This window comes from Nocardiopsis sp. NPDC007018 (genome assembly GCF_040635075.1).
Classification (GTDB): Bacteria; Actinomycetota; Actinomycetes; order Streptosporangiales; family Streptosporangiaceae; genus Nocardiopsis.
Genome location: NZ_JBEYHA010000080.1, coordinates 1 through 16,609 on the forward strand (window position 1 = coordinate 1; position 16,609 = coordinate 16,609).

A 16,609-nucleotide genomic window follows, 5' to 3' on the forward strand; every position below is an offset into this window, starting at 1 on the left:
GGCGAAGACCAGGGGACGGTCCCCGGCGGCGGCGCGGGCGTTGCGTACCACCTCGGCGTTGCGGGCCGCGGCCTCGTCCGGGTCCAGGCTCCGGGCTCCCGTTCGGGAGGTCCCGCCGGTCGCGTCTCCTAGAAGGCGTCGACGGCCCGACGGGCCTCGGGGTCGAGGACGCCCCAGTTGATGAGCTCCTCGGTCAGGTCGCCCGGCGACTTGTCGTAGATGACCGCGAGTGAGCGCAGGTCCTCCTGGCGGATGGACAGCACCCGCCCGTTGTAGTCGCCCCGCTGGCTCTGGATGGTGGCGACGTAGCGGGAGAGCGGCCCGGCCTTCTCCTGCGGGAGCTGCTGCATACGCTCCAGGTCGATGACCAGCTTGGGTGTGGGACCCAGGGGCGTGGGCGCGGCGCCGCCGGGCAGCAGCTCCGACATCGGCACCCCGTAGAAGTCGGCCAGCTCGGCCAGCTTCTGCACGGTGACGGCGCGGTCACCGCGCTCGTAGGAGCCCACCACGACGGCCTTCCAGCGTCCGTGGGACTTCTCCTCCACCCCGTGCAGGGACAGGCCCTGCTGGGTGCGGATGGCACGCAGTCGCGCACCGAGGGACTTGGCGTATTCGGATGGCATCTTCTTGTCGCTCCCGGCCGTGACGGTGGCTGGCGTGAGTGGGGAGACGTCCGCTCGTACTCGGCGGGCCGCCTGAGCGGTCCAGCGGATGGTCACGGGGTGCAACCCCACCCGGTAGTGGTTACAGACAGTGACGGTAGAGGGGTGCTGGTGTCCAGGTCAAGCCGTTGGTGTGAAACGCGACTAATCAGTGGCCAAACCGTGCGTAGGTGAGACGCCTCTCATTTTGGGAGGAGTGCGGGCGAGCGGGGCGCGATCGGAGGTCGGAAAGCCCGCCCCTACAGGGAATTTCGTGTTTCGTCCGAATGGTGTGCAAATCCGGAGTGTCATGATACGGATACTCTTAGCTGGGCAAACGGCGGGGGTCTTTGTGACCAGCATCACATTGACGGTCTCGGGGTGTGGAACGCGCCCGGAGGGCCCTTCGTCCGCGCTGGTAGCGTGGCCCCGATCGACATCCTTTAACGACCTGTTCTGTGAGGCAGGGAAGGGGTCACTACTTTGCGTGCGCGAAAACCCACCAGAGGTGACGCGGGGCCAGCGGTTCCGGCTCCCTCACCCGAGGTGCCGGAGACCCCCGAGGTCCCCGAAGGCACCAGGGCCGTCCTGGACGGCAACGAGATCAACCGGGCCCTGACCCGGATCGCCCACGAGGTGCTCGAACGCACCAAGGGCGGTGAACACATCACCCTCCTGGGCATCCCCTCACGCGGCGTACCGCTGGCCGAACGCCTGGCCCGCCGCATCGAGCGCGTCGAGGACCTCAGCGTCCCCCACGGCTCGCTCGACATCACGATGTACCGCGACGACCTGCACCTGGCGCCCGCCCGCGCTCTGGGCCGGACCGAGATCCCCGCCAGCGGGCTCGACGACCGCGTGGTCGTCCTCGTCGACGACGTCCTCTTCTCCGGCCGCACCGTCCGCGCCGCCCTCGACGCCCTCGGCGACCTCGGTCGCCCCCGCGCCGTGCAGCTCGCCGTCCTCGTCGACCGTGGCCACCGCGAACTCCCCATCCGCGCCGACTACGTGGGCAAGAACCTGCCCACCTCCCTGCGCGAGAGCGTCACGGTCCTGCTCGACGAGACCGACGGCCAGGACGCCGTGCTCCTCGGCCCCTCGAAGCCGCGCTCGGGCACCGCGTCCCCCGCCGACACCCAGGAAGGGGACGCCTGATGCGCCACCTGCTCTCCGCGGGAGACCTCAGCCGCGACGAGGCCACGCTCGTCCTCGACACCGCCGCCGAGCTGGCCCAGGTGGGGGACCGCTCCGTCAAGAAGCTCCCCACCCTGCGCGGACGCACCGTGGTCAACCTCTTCTACGAGGACTCCACCCGCACCCGCACCTCCTTCGAACTGGCCGCCAAGCGCCTGTCCGCCGACGTCATCAACTTCTCGGCCAAGGGCTCCAGCGTCTCCAAGGGCGAGAGCCTCAAGGACACCGCGCTCACCCTCCAGGCGATGGGAGCCGACGCCGTCGTCATCCGGCACGGCGCCTCCGGAGCACCCCACCGCCTCTCGCACTGGGTCGACGGCTCCGTGCTCAACGCCGGCGACGGCACCCACGAGCACCCCACCCAGGCCCTGTTGGACGCCTACACCATGCGCGACCGCATGGGCCGTCTCGACGGCCTGCGCGTGGCCGTGGTCGGCGACATCCTGCACAGCCGGGTCGCCCGCTCCAACGTGCTGCTGCTCACCACCCTGGGCGCGCACGTCACCCTGGTCGCGCCGCCCACCCTGCTGCCGGTCTCGGTACACACCTGGCCGTGCGAGGTCTCCTACGACCTCGACGACGTCCTGCCCAAGTCCGACGTGGTCATGATGCTGCGGGTCCAGGCCGAGCGCATGCGCGACTCGTTCTTCCCCTCCGTACGCGAGTACAGCCGCAACTACGGGCTCGACGGCGAGCGCCTGGGGCGGATGCCCTCCGACGCGATCGTCATGCACCCCGGCCCGATGGTCCGGGGCATGGAGATCTCCGCCGAGGTCGCCGACTCCCCGCGCTGCACCGTCACAGAGCAGGTCGCCAACGGCGTCAGCCTGCGCATGGCCGTGCTCTACCTGCTCCTCGGCGGCTCCTAGAGGAACGGCGCCCGGACGCGCGAGAGCCGCACGAGCGAGCCCGCCGCGTCCGAGGCCCCGCCCAGGCGGCCCCACGAACCTCACGAAACACGAGAAAGCCGACACCTTCATGCCCGAAAACACCGGACCGTACCTGATCAGGGGCGCCCGACCGCTCGGTGGCGACCCCGTCGACCTGCTGTTCTCCGACGGCCGGATCGCCGCGATCGGCCCGGACCTGGAGGCCCCCGAGGACGCCCACGTCGTGGACGCCACCGGCCTGGTCGCCCTCCCCGGCCTCGTGGACCTCCACACCCACCTGCGCGAGCCCGGACGCGAGGACGCCGAGACCGTCGCCACGGGCTCCCGCTCCGCCGCCATGGGCGGCTACACCTCCGTGCACGCCATGGCCAACACCGACCCCGTCGCCGACACCGCCGGCGTCGTCGAGCAGGTCTGGCGCCTGGGCCGCGAGGCCGGGTACTGCGACGTGCGCCCCGTCGGCGCGGTCACCGTCGGCCTCGCCGGGGAGCGGCTCTCCGAGATCGGCGCCATGGCCGACTCCGCCGCCCGGGTCCGGGTCTTCTCCGACGACGGCATCTGCGTGTCGGACGCCCTGCTCATGCGCCGCGCCCTGGAGTACGTCAAGGCCTTCGACGGCGTCGTCGCCCAGCACGCCCAGGAGCCGCGCCTCACCGAGGGCGCACAGATGAACGAGGGCCGCGTCTCCGACCGACTCGGCCTGCCCGGCTGGCCCGCGGTCGCCGAGGAGGCGATCATCGCCCGTGACTGCCTGCTCGCCCAGCACGTCGGCTCGCGCCTGCACGTGTGCCACGTCTCCACCCGGGGATCGGTGGACATCATCCGCTGGGCCAAGGCGCGCGGCTGCGACGTCACCGCCGAGGTCACCCCGCACCACCTGCTCCTCACCGACGACCTGGTGGAGGGCTACGACCCGATCTACAAGGTCAACCCGCCGCTGCGCACCGCCGAGGACGTCCAGGCGCTGCGGGAGGGGCTGGCGGACGGCACGATCGACATCGTCGCCACCGACCACGCGCCCCACCCCAAGGAGGCGAAGGAGACCGAGTGGTCCAACGCCGCCATGGGAATGGTCGGCCTGGAGACCGCGTTGGCGGTCGTGCAGCACACCATGGTCGACACCGGCCTGCTCACCTGGGCCGAGGTCGCCGACCGCATGTCCGCCGCCCCCGCCCGCATCGGCCGGGTCGACGACCACGGCCGGGGCCTGGCCGAGGGCGAGCCCGCCAACGTCGTCCTGTACGACCCCGCGGCCCCGGTCGCGGTCGACGGCGCGGCCATGGTCACCAAGAGCGACAACACCCCCTTCCGGGGCATGACCCTGCCCGGCCGGGTCCGCGCCACCTTCCTGCGCGGCGTGCCCACGGTCCTGGAGGGGAAGATCAATTGAGCACTCAGAACGCAGTGAGCGCCCAGGTCCGACCTGGAGCGGAAGAGGGGGAGAACGTGTCCGAGGAGACCGGCGGTCCGGCGATCCTGGTGCTTGAGGACGGTCGTGTGTTCCACGGTCGCTCCTTCGGCGCCACCGGCGAGACCTTCGGGGAGGCCGTCTTCAACACCGGGATGACCGGATACCAGGAGACCCTCACCGACCCCTCGTACCACCGTCAGATCGTGGCGATGACCGCCCCGCACATCGGCAACACCGGGGTCAACGACGACGACCCCGAGTCCGGCCGGATCTGGGTGGCGGGCTACGTCGTCCGCGAGCCCGCGCGCATCCCCTCCAACTGGCGGGCCGAGCGCACCCTCGACGAGGAGCTGCGCCGTCAGGGAGTGGTCGGCATCGCGCTGACCGGCACCCGCGCCCTCACCCGCCACCTGCGCGACCGGGGCGCCATGCGCGCGGCGGTCAGCAGTGTCGAGACCGACCCGAAGGCGCTGCTCGCCCGCGTCCTGGAGCAGCCCCGCATGGCCGGTTCCGACCTGGCCGCCGAGGTCAGCACCGACTCCGCCTACGAGGTCCTGCCTCCCGAGGGCGTCCCGACCCGGTTCCACGTCGCCGCCGTCGACCTCGGGATCAAGGCCATGACCCCGCAGCGGCTGGCCGAGCGCGGGTGCAGGGTGACCGTCCTGCCCGCCGGCGCCACCGCCCAGGACATCCTCGCGCTCGACCCCGACGGCGTCTTCTTCAGCAACGGCCCCGGCGACCCCGCCACCGCCGACCGCTCGGTCGAGGCGATGCGCGGAGTCCTGGACGCCGGCAAGCCGCTCTTCGGCATCTGCTTCGGCAACCAGATCCTGGGCCGTTCCCTGGGCCTGGGCACCTACAAGCTGCCCTTCGGCCACCGGGGCGTCAACCAGCCGGTCATCGACACCCGGACCAGGAGGGTGGCGATCACCAGCCAGAACCACGGCTTCGCCGTGGACGCCCCGCTCGACACGCCCTTCGACACCCCCTACGGCCGGGCCGAGGTCAGCCACGTCGGCCTCAACGACCAGGTCGTCGAGGGCCTGCGGCTGCTGGACCGCCCCGTGTTCAGCGTCCAGTTCCACCCGGAGGCCGCCGCGGGCCCCCACGACGCGGCCGAGCTCTTCGACGAGTTCGTCGACCTGATGTCCGCCCAGCCCGCACCGGCTGCCAAGTAGTAAGAGGAACAGAGCATGCCGCGCCGTAGTGACCTTTCATCCGTCCTCGTGATCGGCTCCGGCCCGATCGTGATCGGGCAGGCGGCCGAGTTCGACTACTCGGGTACCCAGGCCTGCCGTGTCCTGCGGGCCGAGGGCCTGCGGGTCATCCTGGTCAACTCCAACCCGGCCACGATCATGACCGACCCGGAGATCGCCGACGCCACGTACGTCGAGCCGATCACCCCCGAGATGATCGAGAAGATCATCGCCAAGGAGCGCCCCGACGCGCTCCTGCCGACGCTGGGCGGGCAAACCGCCCTGAACGCCGCCGTCGACCTGCACGAGGCCGGAATCCTGGCCAAGTACGACGTCGAGCTGATCGGCGCCAACATCGACGCCATCCAGTCCGGCGAGGACCGCGAGGTCTTCAAGGGGATCGTCGAGCGCATCGGCGGCGAGTCCGCCCGCTCGCGCATCTGCCACACCCTCCAGGAGTGCCTGGACGCGGCCGAGGAGCTCCAGTACCCCGTCGTCGTGCGCCCGTCCTTCACCATGGGCGGCGCCGGTTCGGGCTTCGCCCACGACGAGCACGAGCTCCGCCGCATCGCCGGTCAGGGCCTGGCGCTCTCCCCGACCACCGAGGTGCTCCTGGAGGAGTCCATTCTCGGCTGGAAGGAGTACGAGCTGGAGCTGATGCGCGACACCAACGACAACGTCGTGGTCGTGTGCTCCATCGAGAACCTCGACCCCATGGGCGTGCACACCGGTGACTCCATCACCGTGGCCCCGGCCATGACCCTCACCGACCGCGAGTACCAAAAGCTCCGCGACATCGGCATCGCGGTCATCCGCGAGGTCGGTGTGGACACCGGCGGCTGCAACATCCAGTTCGCCGTCCACCCCACCACCGGCCGGGTCATCGTCATCGAGATGAACCCGCGCGTGTCCCGTTCCTCGGCGCTGGCCTCCAAGGCCACCGGCTTCCCGATCGCCAAGATCGCCGCCAAGCTCGCCGTCGGCTACACGCTGGACGAGATCCCCAACGACATCACCAAGGAGACCCCGGCCAGCTTCGAGCCCACGCTCGACTACGTGGTCGTCAAGGTCCCCCGCTTCGCCTTCGAGAAGTTCCCCGGCGCCGACCCCACCCTCACCACCACCATGAAGTCGGTGGGCGAGGCCATGGCCATCGGCCGCTCCTTCCCCGAGGCGCTCCAGAAGGCCATGCGCTCCCTGGAGAAGGCCGGCGTCGGCCTGACCTGGGCCGGGGAGCCCGGTGACAAGGACGACCTCCTGCGCCGCTCCGCCCAGCCCACCGAGCACCGCCTCCGCCAGGTCCAGCAGGCCTTCCGCGCCGGTGCCACCGTCGAGGAGCTGCACGAGGCCACGAAGATCGACCCCTGGTTCCTCGACCAGATGCTGCGCCTGGAGGAGACGGCCCGTGTCCTGGCCGACGCCCCCAAGCTCGACGCCGCCCTGCTCCGCGAGGCCAAGGGACTCGGCTTCTCCGACGTCCAGATCGGTGAGATCACCGGTCGGCACGAGGACGTCGTCCGCGAACTCCGGCACGCCCTGGGCATCCACCCCGTCTACCTGACCGTGGACACCTGCGCCGCCGAGTTCAAGGCCGAGACCCCGTACCTGTACTCCAGCTACGACGAGGAGACCGAGGTCCCCACCGGCGACCGGCCCAAGATCATCATCCTGGGATCGGGACCCAACCGGATCGGTCAGGGCGTGGAGTTCGACTACTCCTGCGTCCACGCCTCCTTCGCGCTCTCCGACGCCGGGTTCGAGACGGTCATGGTCAACTGCAACCCCGAGACCGTCTCCACCGACTACGACACCAGCGACCGGCTGTACTTCGAGCCGCTCACCCTGGAGGACGTCCTGGAGGTCGTGCGGGCCGAGCAGGCCGCCGGGCCGGTCGTCGGCGTCATCGTCCAGCTGGGCGGCCAGACCCCGCTCGGCCTGGCCCGCCGACTCAAGGACGCGGGCGTGCCCATCATCGGCACCAGCCCCGAGGCCATCGACCTGGCCGAGGACCGCGGCGAGTTCGGCAAGGTCCTGGCCGACGCCGGACTGCCCGCGCCCAAGTACGGCACGGCCTACTCCTTCGAGCAGGCCAAGGCGGCCGCCGACGAGATCGGCTACCCCGTCATGGTCCGCCCGTCCTACGTGCTGGGCGGCCGGGGCATGGAGATCGTCTACAGCGAGCGGATGCTCGCCGACTACATCGAGCGCAACGCCGAGGTCAGCCCGGAGCACCCGGTCCTGATCGACCGCTTCCTCGACGACGCCATCGAGATCGACGTCGACGCCCTGTACGACGGGACCGACCTGTACCTGGGCGGCGTCATGGAGCACATCGAGGAGGCCGGTATCCACTCCGGTGACTCGGCGTGCACCCTGCCCTCGATCACCCTGGGCAGCGAGGACATCGAGCGCATCCGCTACTCCACCGAGGCCATCGCGCGCGGCACCGGGGTCCGGGGCCTGCTCAACGTCCAGTACGCGCTGGCCTCGGGCGTCCTCAACGTCCTGGAGGCCAACCCGCGCGCCTCCCGCACGGTCCCGTTCGTCTCCAAGGCCACAGCCGTGCCCCTGGCCAAGGCCGCCGCCCGCGTCATGGCGGGTAGCAGCATCGCGGACCTGCGGGCCGAGGGTCTGCTGCCCGCCAAGGGCGACGGCGGCGACCTGCCCGCCGACGCCCCGGTGTCGGTGAAGGAGGCCGTGCTGCCCTTCAACCGGTTCATCAACAAGGAGGGCGAGGGCGTGGACACCATCCTCGGCCCCGAGATGCGCTCCACCGGCGAGGTCATGGGCCTGGACACCGGGTTCGGTCCGGCCTACGCCAAGTCCCAGCTGGCGGTCAACGGCTCCGTGCCCACCCAGGGCAGGGTGTTCGTCTCGGTCGCCAACCGGGACAAGCGCTCGATGATCTTCCCGGTGAAGCGGCTGGCCGACCTCGGCTTCGAGATCCTGGCCACCGAGGGGACCGCCGTGGTGCTGCGCCGCAACGGCGTGCGCGCCACCGTGGTGCGCAAGCACAGCGCGGGCACCGGCCCCAACGGGGAGCCCACGATCGTGCAGCTCATCCACGACGGTGACGTCGACCTGATCGTCAACACCCCGTTCGGCAGCGCGGGCCAGTCCGGCCCCCGTCTGGACGGGTACGAGATCCGGACCGCCGCCATCGCCCGCGCGGTGCCCAGCGTGACCACCGTGCAGGGACTGGCCGCCGCCGTCCAGGCGATCGAGGCCCGCGTCCGCGGAGACGTCGGGGTGCGCTCCCTCCAGGAGCACGCCCAGTCGCTCACGGAGAGCCGCCGGAGCTCCTAGGCTGTGTCTTCCGGGTGTCGCGGGGGGCGTCCTCCCTGCGACACCCGGGCGGTATCAGCGAGTTCCAGAGAGGCCACCACCAGACATGAGCGACAACGGACCGGTGCAGACCAGGTGCCCCGTGCTGAACGTGCGCAGGGTGGACGCCTACTACGCCATCACCGTCGTCGCCCCGGGCATCGCCGAACGGTTCCGCTCCGGGCAGTTCGTGTCGGTGGCCGTCGGCGGGGACCACTCCAGCACACTGCTGCGCCGACCGTTCGCGATCCACGACGTCAAGCCCGACTACGGGGGGACCGTCGAGTTCCTGTTCGCGGTGCGCGGCACCGGCACGGCCTGGCTGGCCGAGCGAAGATCACGGGACCTGCTCGACGTGGTCGGTCCGCTCGGGCGCCCCTTCCCGCTGCCCCGCGACCCGGTCAACTGCGTGCTCGTGGGCGGGGGGTCCGGGAGCGCGCCGCTGTTCCCGCTCGCGCAGTCGCTGCGCAGGCGCGGCTGCCGGGTCGACTTCGTGCTGGGGGCGGCCTCCTCCGACCGGGTGTTCAGCGCCATCACCGCCCGGCGGGTCGCCGAGACGGCGACCTTCACCACCGACGACGGCTCGTTCGGTACGCGGGGCAGGGTCACCGACGTCCTGGGCGGCGTGATCGAGGAGGCCCGCTCGGACGCGGTGTACGCCTGCGGTCCCATGCCGATGCTGAGGGCTGTCACCCAGGTGGCCGGCAACCACGGGGTCCCCGTGCAGGTCGCGGTCGAGGAGACCATGGCGTGCGGGATCGGGATCTGCATGACCTGCGTGATCCCGGTGGTGGGGGAGGACGGCATCACCCGGATGGTGCGCTCCTGCGTGGACGGCCCCGTGTTCCGGGGCGAGCAGGTGCGCTTCGACGACGTCGGCACCATCCCCTTCGACGCCCTGGGCGCCCCGGGGTGGAAGGGGTCCGGCTCCGCCCGCGCGGTGGAGTCGGCCCGCGACATCGCCTGACACATCAGAGCCACGACAGGACCCGGGGCGGAGCCGCCGCCGGGGCCACGAGCGAGCGAAGGCCAGTGAACGCAGACCTCAGGACCAGGCTGGGCGCCCTGCGACTCCCGAACCCGGTGGTCACCGCCGCCGGGTGCGCGGGTTCGGGGCGTGAACTGTCGCAGTTCTTCGACATCGGGGAGATCGGCGCGGTCACCACCAAGTCGTTGATGTTGGAGCCGCGCGCGGGGCGTCCCGCGCCGCGCATGGCGGAGACTCCCAGCGGGATGCTCAGCACCACGGGCATGCAGGGCCCGGGGGTGGACGTGTTCCTCCAGCGCGACCTGCCGTGGCTGCTCTCGCGCGGAGGCCGGGCCATCGTGTCCATCGCGGGATCGGGCGTGGCGGAGTTCGGCGAGCTGGCTCGGCGGGTCTCCGAGGCGGAGGGGGTGGGCGCCATCGAGGTGAACCTGTCCTGTCCCGACCCGGCCGACCCGGCGGGGCGCCACTTCGCCGACGACGCGGCCCAGGCCGCGACGGTGGTCCAGACGGTGCGCTCGCACGCGCGCTCGGACGTGCCCGTCCTGGCCAAACTCGCCGCCGACGTCTCCGACGTGGTGGAGCTGGCCGGTGCCTGTGTGGCGGCCCGCGCCGACGGGCTGACGATGGTCAACACCCTGCGGGGGATGAGCGTGGACACCAGGACGCTGAGACCGGCGGTGGCCGGGGGGATGGGCGGACTGTCCGGCCCCGCGATCCGGCCGTTGGCGGTGGGGTGCGTGTACCGCGTGCACGAGGCCTTCCCCGAGGTGCCGATCATCGGCGTGGGCGGGGTACGCACCGGAACCGACGTCCTGGAGTTCATGGCGGCGGGGGCCAGCGCGGTGGGGGTGGGGACGGTGAACTTCTCCGACCCGTCCGCGTGCGCGCGGGTGCTGCGCGAGTTCACCGAGGCGTTGGAGGCGCGGGGAGTGTCCAGGGCCTCGGACGTGGTGGGGGCCGCCCACCGCCCCGGTACGGGTGTGTGACCGCCCGTTCACGCACCCGTAGGGGCCGTGACCGGCCTGAACGGGCGTGAGATGGCTCTGTGTGGCCGAACGCGTGCGGCGGGGATGCGTGGGTGGGTTCGCGGAGAACGTGCGCCTACGTCCGTTTGAGCGGCCGTTACGGGGAAGTGACGCGGGTTGGGCGCATGAAGCGCGCGATCCGGGGAACCGCACACCATGGTGGTGTGCACATGACAGCGAACGTGCATCGGCCGGTGCGTGTGTAAGCACAGGCGTAAGTACGGACGTAAGGCACGAACGGATGACTTTCCGGCACCGGCCCGGCGCCGGTGGCACACGATTGGAGAAACCGACATGACCGCGCCCTCAGCGCCCATCGCCGTCGCGATCGACGCCAACGAGATCGAGACGGCGGCCACCTGGGCCTCCGCGGTCGCGCCGCACGTGAGCACGGTCAAGGTGGGCCTGGAGCTGTACCTGCGGTACGGCCCCGACGTGATCAGCGCCGTGCGCGGCGCCAACCGGGTCGGCGTCTTCCTCGACCTGAAGCTGCACGACATCCCGGCGACGGTCGCCGGGGCCGCCCGCTCGGTCGCGGGTCTGCGTCCCACGATCCTGACCGTGCACGCGTCCGGGGGAGCGGACATGGTCCGCGCGGCGGTCGAGGCCGCGCCGGACACGAAGATCGCCGCGGTCACGGTGCTCACCTCCATGGACGAGGCGGACCTGGAGCGGGTGGGGCTGCTCGGGCCGTCGCGGGACGCGGTGCGTCGCCTGGCGGTGCTGGCTGTGGGCGCGGGCGCCCGCGCACTGGTGTGCTCGCCCCAGGAGGTCGCGTTGGTCCGTGCCGAGATGGGACCGGACGTCACCCTGATCACCCCGGGCGTGCGTCCGGCCGGCGCGGACCTCGGGGACCAGTCGCGGGTCGCCACTCCGGAGGCGGCGATCGAGGCGGGCGCCGACCTCCTGGTCATCGGCCGGCCCATCACCCGTGCCCCCGACCCGGGCGCGGCGGCGGCCTCCATCGCGGCCGCGGTGCGCAGGGCGGGTGCCGGTGTCTGAAACCCCGACGCCGGGCCCGGGCGCCCGTGGGCTGCGCGGACCCGGCGGGGGTGGGGATGGGCACAGTCTCATTTGTCGCATCTGCCCCATCACTCACAGTTGTGGGTCACGGAACGTCACCAATTAGGCGTGTCCGAAACCAGGAATCCATGGCGAAGAGTGACCCGAGTCACCGCAGGGTGACCTGCGCAGGTGGTGCGCTTCCCCAGTTCGCCAATCGGGACCAAAGTCCTGATTTTCGTGCCCGCCCGCAATTGAGCAGTCACTCTGAGTAGTTCCTTCGATGAAATAGCCCTTGAAAGGGCACTTTACGTTGCCTAACAGGGGTCAGACCTACTAACTTGCGCAGGCGTCCGCCCTCTACAAACGAGTAGAAAACCGAGGTGACCCGGCGTGGCCCTTCCTCCCCTCACACCCGAGCAGCGCAGTGCGGCTCTTGAGAAGGCCGCCAAGGCCAGAAAAGAGCGTGCGGAGGTCAAGAACAAGCTCAAGAACGGCGGCATCTCGCTGTCCGAGGTCCTCTCCAACGGCCTCAAGGACGACGTCATCGGCAAGATGAAGGTTTCGGCTCTGCTGGAATCCCTCCCCGGTGTCGGCAAGGTGCGCGCCAAGCAGATCATGGAGCGGCTCAACATCGCTGAGTCGCGCCGTGTCCGGGGCCTGGGCACCAACCAGCGTGCCGCCCTGGAGAGCGAGTTCGGCGACCTCACCAAGTAACACCGGTCCGGTGGCGACACCGGCCAGCACCGCCCCCGACGCGTCCCCCACAGTCGCTCGGAGCCGCCGCACCAGTGGACACGGCACGCGGTGAGCAACAGCTCGACGCCACGGTGGGCGGGCGGGTGGACCCCAGGTCACACCCCGTCCGCCCCACCGTGGCTCGGTGATATAAAGGGAGCTTCCCGCGACCGTACGCTGCGCGCCCGCGCGCCAGCACGAGCCGCCCGCGCGGTGCGCGCCGGACCTACCGGGTCCGGCCCAGGCAGCGCTCACGAGGCCCACGGCCCACCGCGTGGCGGAGAGCCGAATGGAAGCCTGATTACTCACATGCCCGCGCAGACCGCAGACCAGTCCCGACCGGCCGAGAAACGGCTGACCGTCCTGTCCGGGCCCTCCGGCGTGGGAAAGAGCACGGTCGTCGCCCACCTGCGCCGGGTCAACCCCGACGTGTGGCTGTCGGTGTCGGTGACCACACGCAAGCCCCGCCCGGGGGAGCGCGACGGGGTCCAGTACCACTTCGTCACCAACGAGGAGTTCGACCGCCTCGTCTCCGAGGACCAGCTCCTGGAGTGGGCCCAGTTCGCGGGCAACCGCTACGGCACCCCGCGCGGCCCCGTCGAGGAACGCCTCAGCGAAGGGGTGCCCGTGCTCCTGGAGATCGAGCTCCAGGGCGCCCGCCAGGTGCGCGAGTCCATGGACGACGCCCTGCACGTCTTCCTCGCCCCGCCCTCCTGGGAGGAGCTGGTCCGTCGGCTGACCGGTCGCGGCACCGAGTCCGACGAGGTGATCCAGCGCCGCCTGGAGGTCGCCAAGGTCGAGCTCGCCGCCGAGAAGGAGTTCGACACCACCCTCGTCAACACGTCCGTGCAGGATGTGTGCGACGAGCTGCTAGCGTTGATGACAGCGCCCAAGGTGTGATAGCGGGTGCGAATCGGGCCGCGCCGACCACCGGCGGCGGCCGCATCCGCCCCATTCCGGGCCTCTAGAACCTTTCCGTCCAACCAACGTCACGGCTTCCGACGAGCCGGAGACCGTCCCTGGGGGTAACGAAGTGGCTGGTACCGAGCCCGTCGCCGAAGGCATCACCAACCCGCCGATCGACGACCTGCTGGAGTGCGTCGACAGCAAGTACAGCCTGGTCACCATGGCCTCGAAGCGGGCCCGTCAGATCAACGCCTACTACGCGCAGCTGGGCGAGGGCCTGCTCGAGTACGTCGGTCCGCTCGTCGAGACCCAGGTGCAGGAGAAGTCCCTGTCCATCGCCCTGCGCGAGGTCCGCTCCGGCCTGCTCACCGCCGAGCCGTACGAGGGCAACTGAACCACGCCCCGCACGGGCACGCCCCCTCGGGGGCACCTGCCGCGCCCGTCGCACCCCCGCACGGGGCGTGCGGCGGGCGCGTCCTGGTAGAACTCCATGTGTGAGTGACACAGAATCCGTTCCCCAGGTGGTCCTCGGCGTCGGCGGGGGCATCGCCGCCTACAAGGCGTGCGAACTGCTGCGCCGACTGACCGAGTCCGGCCACCGCGTCCGGGTGGTCCCCACCGCCGACGCCCTGCGCTTCGTCGGCGAGCCCACCTGGGCCGCCCTCTCCGGTCAGCCCGTCGTCACGGGCGTGTGGGACGGTGTGCACGAGGTCCCGCACGTGCGCATCGGCCAGGCGGCGGACCTCGTGTTCGTCGCACCGGCCACCGCCAACCTCCTCGCGAAGGCCGCCGCCGGGCTCGCCGACGACCTCCTGACCAACACCCTGCTCACGGCGCGCTGCCCGGTCGTGTTCGCGCCCGCGATGCACACCGAGATGTGGGAGCACCCCGCCACCCGGGCCAACGTGGCCACCCTGCGATCGCGCGGCGCGATCGTCCTGGACCCCGCCGTGGGCCGCCTCACCGGCGCCGACACCGGACGGGGCCGCCTGCCCGACCCGGCCGAACTGTTCGAGGCGGCCCGTCTGGTGCTCCGACGCGGTGACGCCCCCGCCGACCTGGCGGGACGCCGGGTCGTCGTCTCCGCCGGGGGCACCCGCGAGGCCATCGACCCGGTCCGCTACCTGGGCAACCACTCCTCGGGCCGCCAGGGCTACGCGCTGGCGCGCACCGCGGCCGCCCGGGGGGCCGACGTGACCCTGGTCGCCGCCAACGTCTCCCTGCCCGACCCCGCGGGGGTCCGCCTGGTGCGCGTGGAGTCGGCCGTCGAGCTGGCCGAGGCGATGGAGGCGGAGCGCGCCGGCGCCGACGTCGTCGTGATGAGCGCGGCGGTCGCCGACTTCCGCCCGGTCACCAGTGCCGCGTCCAAGATCAAGAAGTCCGGCGACGCCCCGGCACCGATCGAACTGGTGGAGAACCCGGACATCCTCGCCGGGCTGGTCGTGTCCCGCGGGCGGGAGAGCGCCGAGCAGACCATCGTGGGTTTCGCGGCCGAGACCGACGACGTGATCGACAACGGCCGCGCCAAGTTGGCGCGCAAGGGCTGCGACCTGCTGGTGGTCAACCAGGTCGGCGGAGGCCGCGCCTTCGGCACCGACGACAACCAGGCCACCGTACTGGGCGCGGACGGGAGCGTCGTGGACATTCCCACAGGGCCCAAGGAGGACCTCGCCGACCGGGTGTGGGACCTGGTGGTCGAACGGCTTCCGGGATGAGGGTCACCCTCGCGGGGGAACCCCCGGCGCACAGCGCGATCCCGCGACCGACACCGTCCGGTCGGTAAAACTTCCGCCCGGCGCGCTGGATTCCTACCGCTGAGTACGACACACTCGTTCGGGTGCCGGCGTACGGCCGACGAGGCCCGTCGCCGCGCATCCGCCCCCACCAGTCCCGTTACAGTGGACCAATAACCAACCGCGTCGGTCGGTATTGCCGTACCGACACACGTCAGCCAGCAGCCGCTGCAAGGAGTCACGCAACGTGTCCCGCCGCCTTTTCACCTCCGAGTCGGTCACCGAAGGCCATCCCGACAAGATGGCCGACCAGATCAGTGACGCGATCCTCGATGCGATGCTCGCCACCGACCCCGGCAGCCGGGTCGCGGTCGAGACGCTGATCACCACGGGTCAGGTCCACATCGCGGGCGAGGTCACCACCCAGACCTACGTCGACATCCCCGCGATCGTGCGCGAGAAGATCCTCCAGATCGGATACGACTCGTCCGCCAAGGGTTTCGACGGTGACTCCTGTGGGGTCAACGTCTCCATCGACGCGCAGTCCCCGGACATCGCCCAGGGCGTCGACACCGCCTACGAGGCGCGCGTCGAGCACGAGGACGACGTCCTCAACCGACAGGGCGCGGGCGACCAGGGCCTGATGTTCGGTTACGCCAACCGCGAGACCCCCGAGCTCATGCCGCTGCCGATCAAGCTGGCGCACTCGCTCTCCGAGCGCCTGTCCGAGGTCCGCCGCAACGGCACGGTGCCCTACCTGCGCCCCGACGGCAAGACCCAGGTCACGGTCGAGTACGAGGGCCAGACCCCGGTCCGCCTCGACACCGTCGTGGTCTCCAGCCAGCACTCCGCGGACATCAACCTGGAGGAGATGCTGACCCCGGACATCCGGGAGCACGTCATCGAGCCCGTGGTGGCCGCCTACGGGCTGGACTCGGACGACTACCGTCTCCTGGTCAACCCGACCGGCCGCTTCGAGATCGGCGGCCCGATGGGTGACGCCGGTCTGACCGGCCGCAAGATCATCGTCGACACCTACGGCGGTTACGCCCGGCACGGCGGTGGCGCCTTCTCGGGCAAGGACCCGTCGAAGGTCGACCGCTCCGGCGCCTACGCCACCCGTTGGGTCGCCAAGAACATCGTCGCCGCCGAGCTGGCCGAGCGCGCCGAGGTCCAGGTGGCCTACGCGATCGGCAAGGCCCACCCGGTGGGGGTGTTCATCGAGACCTTCGGTACCGAGCGCGTCGCGCCGGAGCTGATCGAGAAGGCCGTCAAGGAGGTCTTCGACCTGCGTCCGGCCGCCATCGTGCGCGACCTGGACCTGCTGCGTCCGATCTACTCCCGGACCGCCGCCTACGGTCACTTCGGCCGTGAGCTGCCGGAGTTCACCTGGGAGCGCACGGACCGCGCCGCCGCGCTGCGTTCGTTCGTCGGCGCCTAGAACGTTTCCGCACCGAGGGCGGGTGGCCGCGGCCACCCCCCCCCCGGGGGGTGCAAGTGAACACCCCACCCCCAAACCCCCCCAATAAAACAAAGAGTTTATAAATTTTAAAAAAAAAAA

General features: G+C 70.9%; 14 protein-coding genes. 13 read left to right on the top strand and 1 reads right to left on the bottom strand.

The window, feature by feature from the left end:
* Positions 1-128: 128 nt before the first annotated feature.
* The gene (locus ABZ635_RS25730; RefSeq protein WP_013154123.1) at positions 129-623 is read right to left on the bottom strand and encodes a transcriptional regulator; all 495 of its coding nucleotides are present in this window, start codon (positions 621-623) and stop codon (positions 129-131) included.
* Positions 624-1,187: 564 nt separating this feature from the next.
* On the opposite strand from ABZ635_RS25730, the gene pyrR reads away from it, so the two are divergent.
* From pyrR to metK, 13 genes are all read left to right on the top strand, one after another.
* Positions 1,188-1,796 carry a bifunctional pyr operon transcriptional regulator/uracil phosphoribosyltransferase PyrR gene (gene pyrR, locus ABZ635_RS25735; RefSeq protein ID WP_357769636.1) on the top strand — a complete coding sequence of 203 codons (609 nt, stop codon included), beginning with the start codon at positions 1,188-1,190 and terminating at the stop codon, positions 1,794-1,796.
* Complete coding sequence (locus ABZ635_RS25740; RefSeq protein ID WP_357769638.1) at positions 1,796-2,704, top strand: aspartate carbamoyltransferase catalytic subunit; 909 nt, start codon at positions 1,796-1,798, stop codon at positions 2,702-2,704. The genes pyrR and ABZ635_RS25740 overlap by 1 nt, the downstream gene beginning before the upstream one ends.
* A gap of 109 nt (positions 2,705-2,813) precedes the next feature.
* Positions 2,814-4,115: a dihydroorotase gene (locus ABZ635_RS25745; RefSeq protein WP_357769640.1), complete on the top strand. Its 1,302-nt coding sequence runs from the start codon at positions 2,814-2,816 to the stop codon at positions 4,113-4,115.
* A 56-nt stretch (positions 4,116-4,171) separates the two neighbouring features.
* Positions 4,172-5,314 carry a glutamine-hydrolyzing carbamoyl-phosphate synthase small subunit gene (gene carA, locus ABZ635_RS25750; protein ID WP_357769655.1) on the top strand — a complete coding sequence of 381 codons (1,143 nt, stop codon included), beginning with the start codon at positions 4,172-4,174 and terminating at the stop codon, positions 5,312-5,314.
* A gap of 15 nt (positions 5,315-5,329) precedes the next feature.
* Entirely contained in the window at positions 5,330-8,638 is a 3,309-nt protein-coding gene (gene carB, locus ABZ635_RS25755; protein ID WP_357769642.1) for a carbamoyl-phosphate synthase large subunit, read from the top strand.
* Positions 8,639-8,723: 85 nt separating this feature from the next.
* Positions 8,724-9,623, top strand: coding sequence for a dihydroorotate dehydrogenase electron transfer subunit (locus ABZ635_RS25760; protein WP_357769644.1), 900 nt, complete (start codon positions 8,724-8,726; stop codon positions 9,621-9,623).
* 65 nt (positions 9,624-9,688) lie between these two features.
* Positions 9,689-10,630: a dihydroorotate dehydrogenase gene (locus ABZ635_RS25765; RefSeq protein ID WP_357769646.1), complete on the top strand. Its 942-nt coding sequence runs from the start codon at positions 9,689-9,691 to the stop codon at positions 10,628-10,630.
* 333 nt (positions 10,631-10,963) lie between these two features.
* Entirely contained in the window at positions 10,964-11,671 is a 708-nt protein-coding gene (gene pyrF, locus ABZ635_RS25770; protein WP_357769648.1) for an orotidine-5'-phosphate decarboxylase, read from the top strand.
* Positions 11,672-12,064: 393 nt separating this feature from the next.
* A complete protein-coding gene (mihF, locus tag ABZ635_RS25775) occupies positions 12,065-12,388 on the top strand; it encodes an integration host factor, actinobacterial type (protein WP_017546565.1) in 324 nt (107 codons plus the stop codon).
* Between the two features lie 330 nt (positions 12,389-12,718).
* Entirely contained in the window at positions 12,719-13,309 is a 591-nt protein-coding gene (gene gmk, locus ABZ635_RS25780) for a guanylate kinase (RefSeq protein WP_357769650.1), read from the top strand.
* Between the two features lie 133 nt (positions 13,310-13,442).
* A complete protein-coding gene (rpoZ, locus tag ABZ635_RS25785; RefSeq protein ID WP_017614384.1) occupies positions 13,443-13,709 on the top strand; it encodes a DNA-directed RNA polymerase subunit omega in 267 nt (88 codons plus the stop codon).
* Between the two features lie 127 nt (positions 13,710-13,836).
* Positions 13,837-15,030 carry a bifunctional phosphopantothenoylcysteine decarboxylase/phosphopantothenate--cysteine ligase CoaBC gene (coaBC, locus tag ABZ635_RS25790; protein WP_357769657.1) on the top strand — a complete coding sequence of 398 codons (1,194 nt, stop codon included), beginning with the start codon at positions 13,837-13,839 and terminating at the stop codon, positions 15,028-15,030.
* A gap of 265 nt (positions 15,031-15,295) precedes the next feature.
* Entirely contained in the window at positions 15,296-16,489 is a 1,194-nt protein-coding gene (gene metK / locus ABZ635_RS25795) for a methionine adenosyltransferase (RefSeq protein WP_357769653.1), read from the top strand.
* The last annotated feature ends 120 nt before the right edge of the window (positions 16,490-16,609 follow it).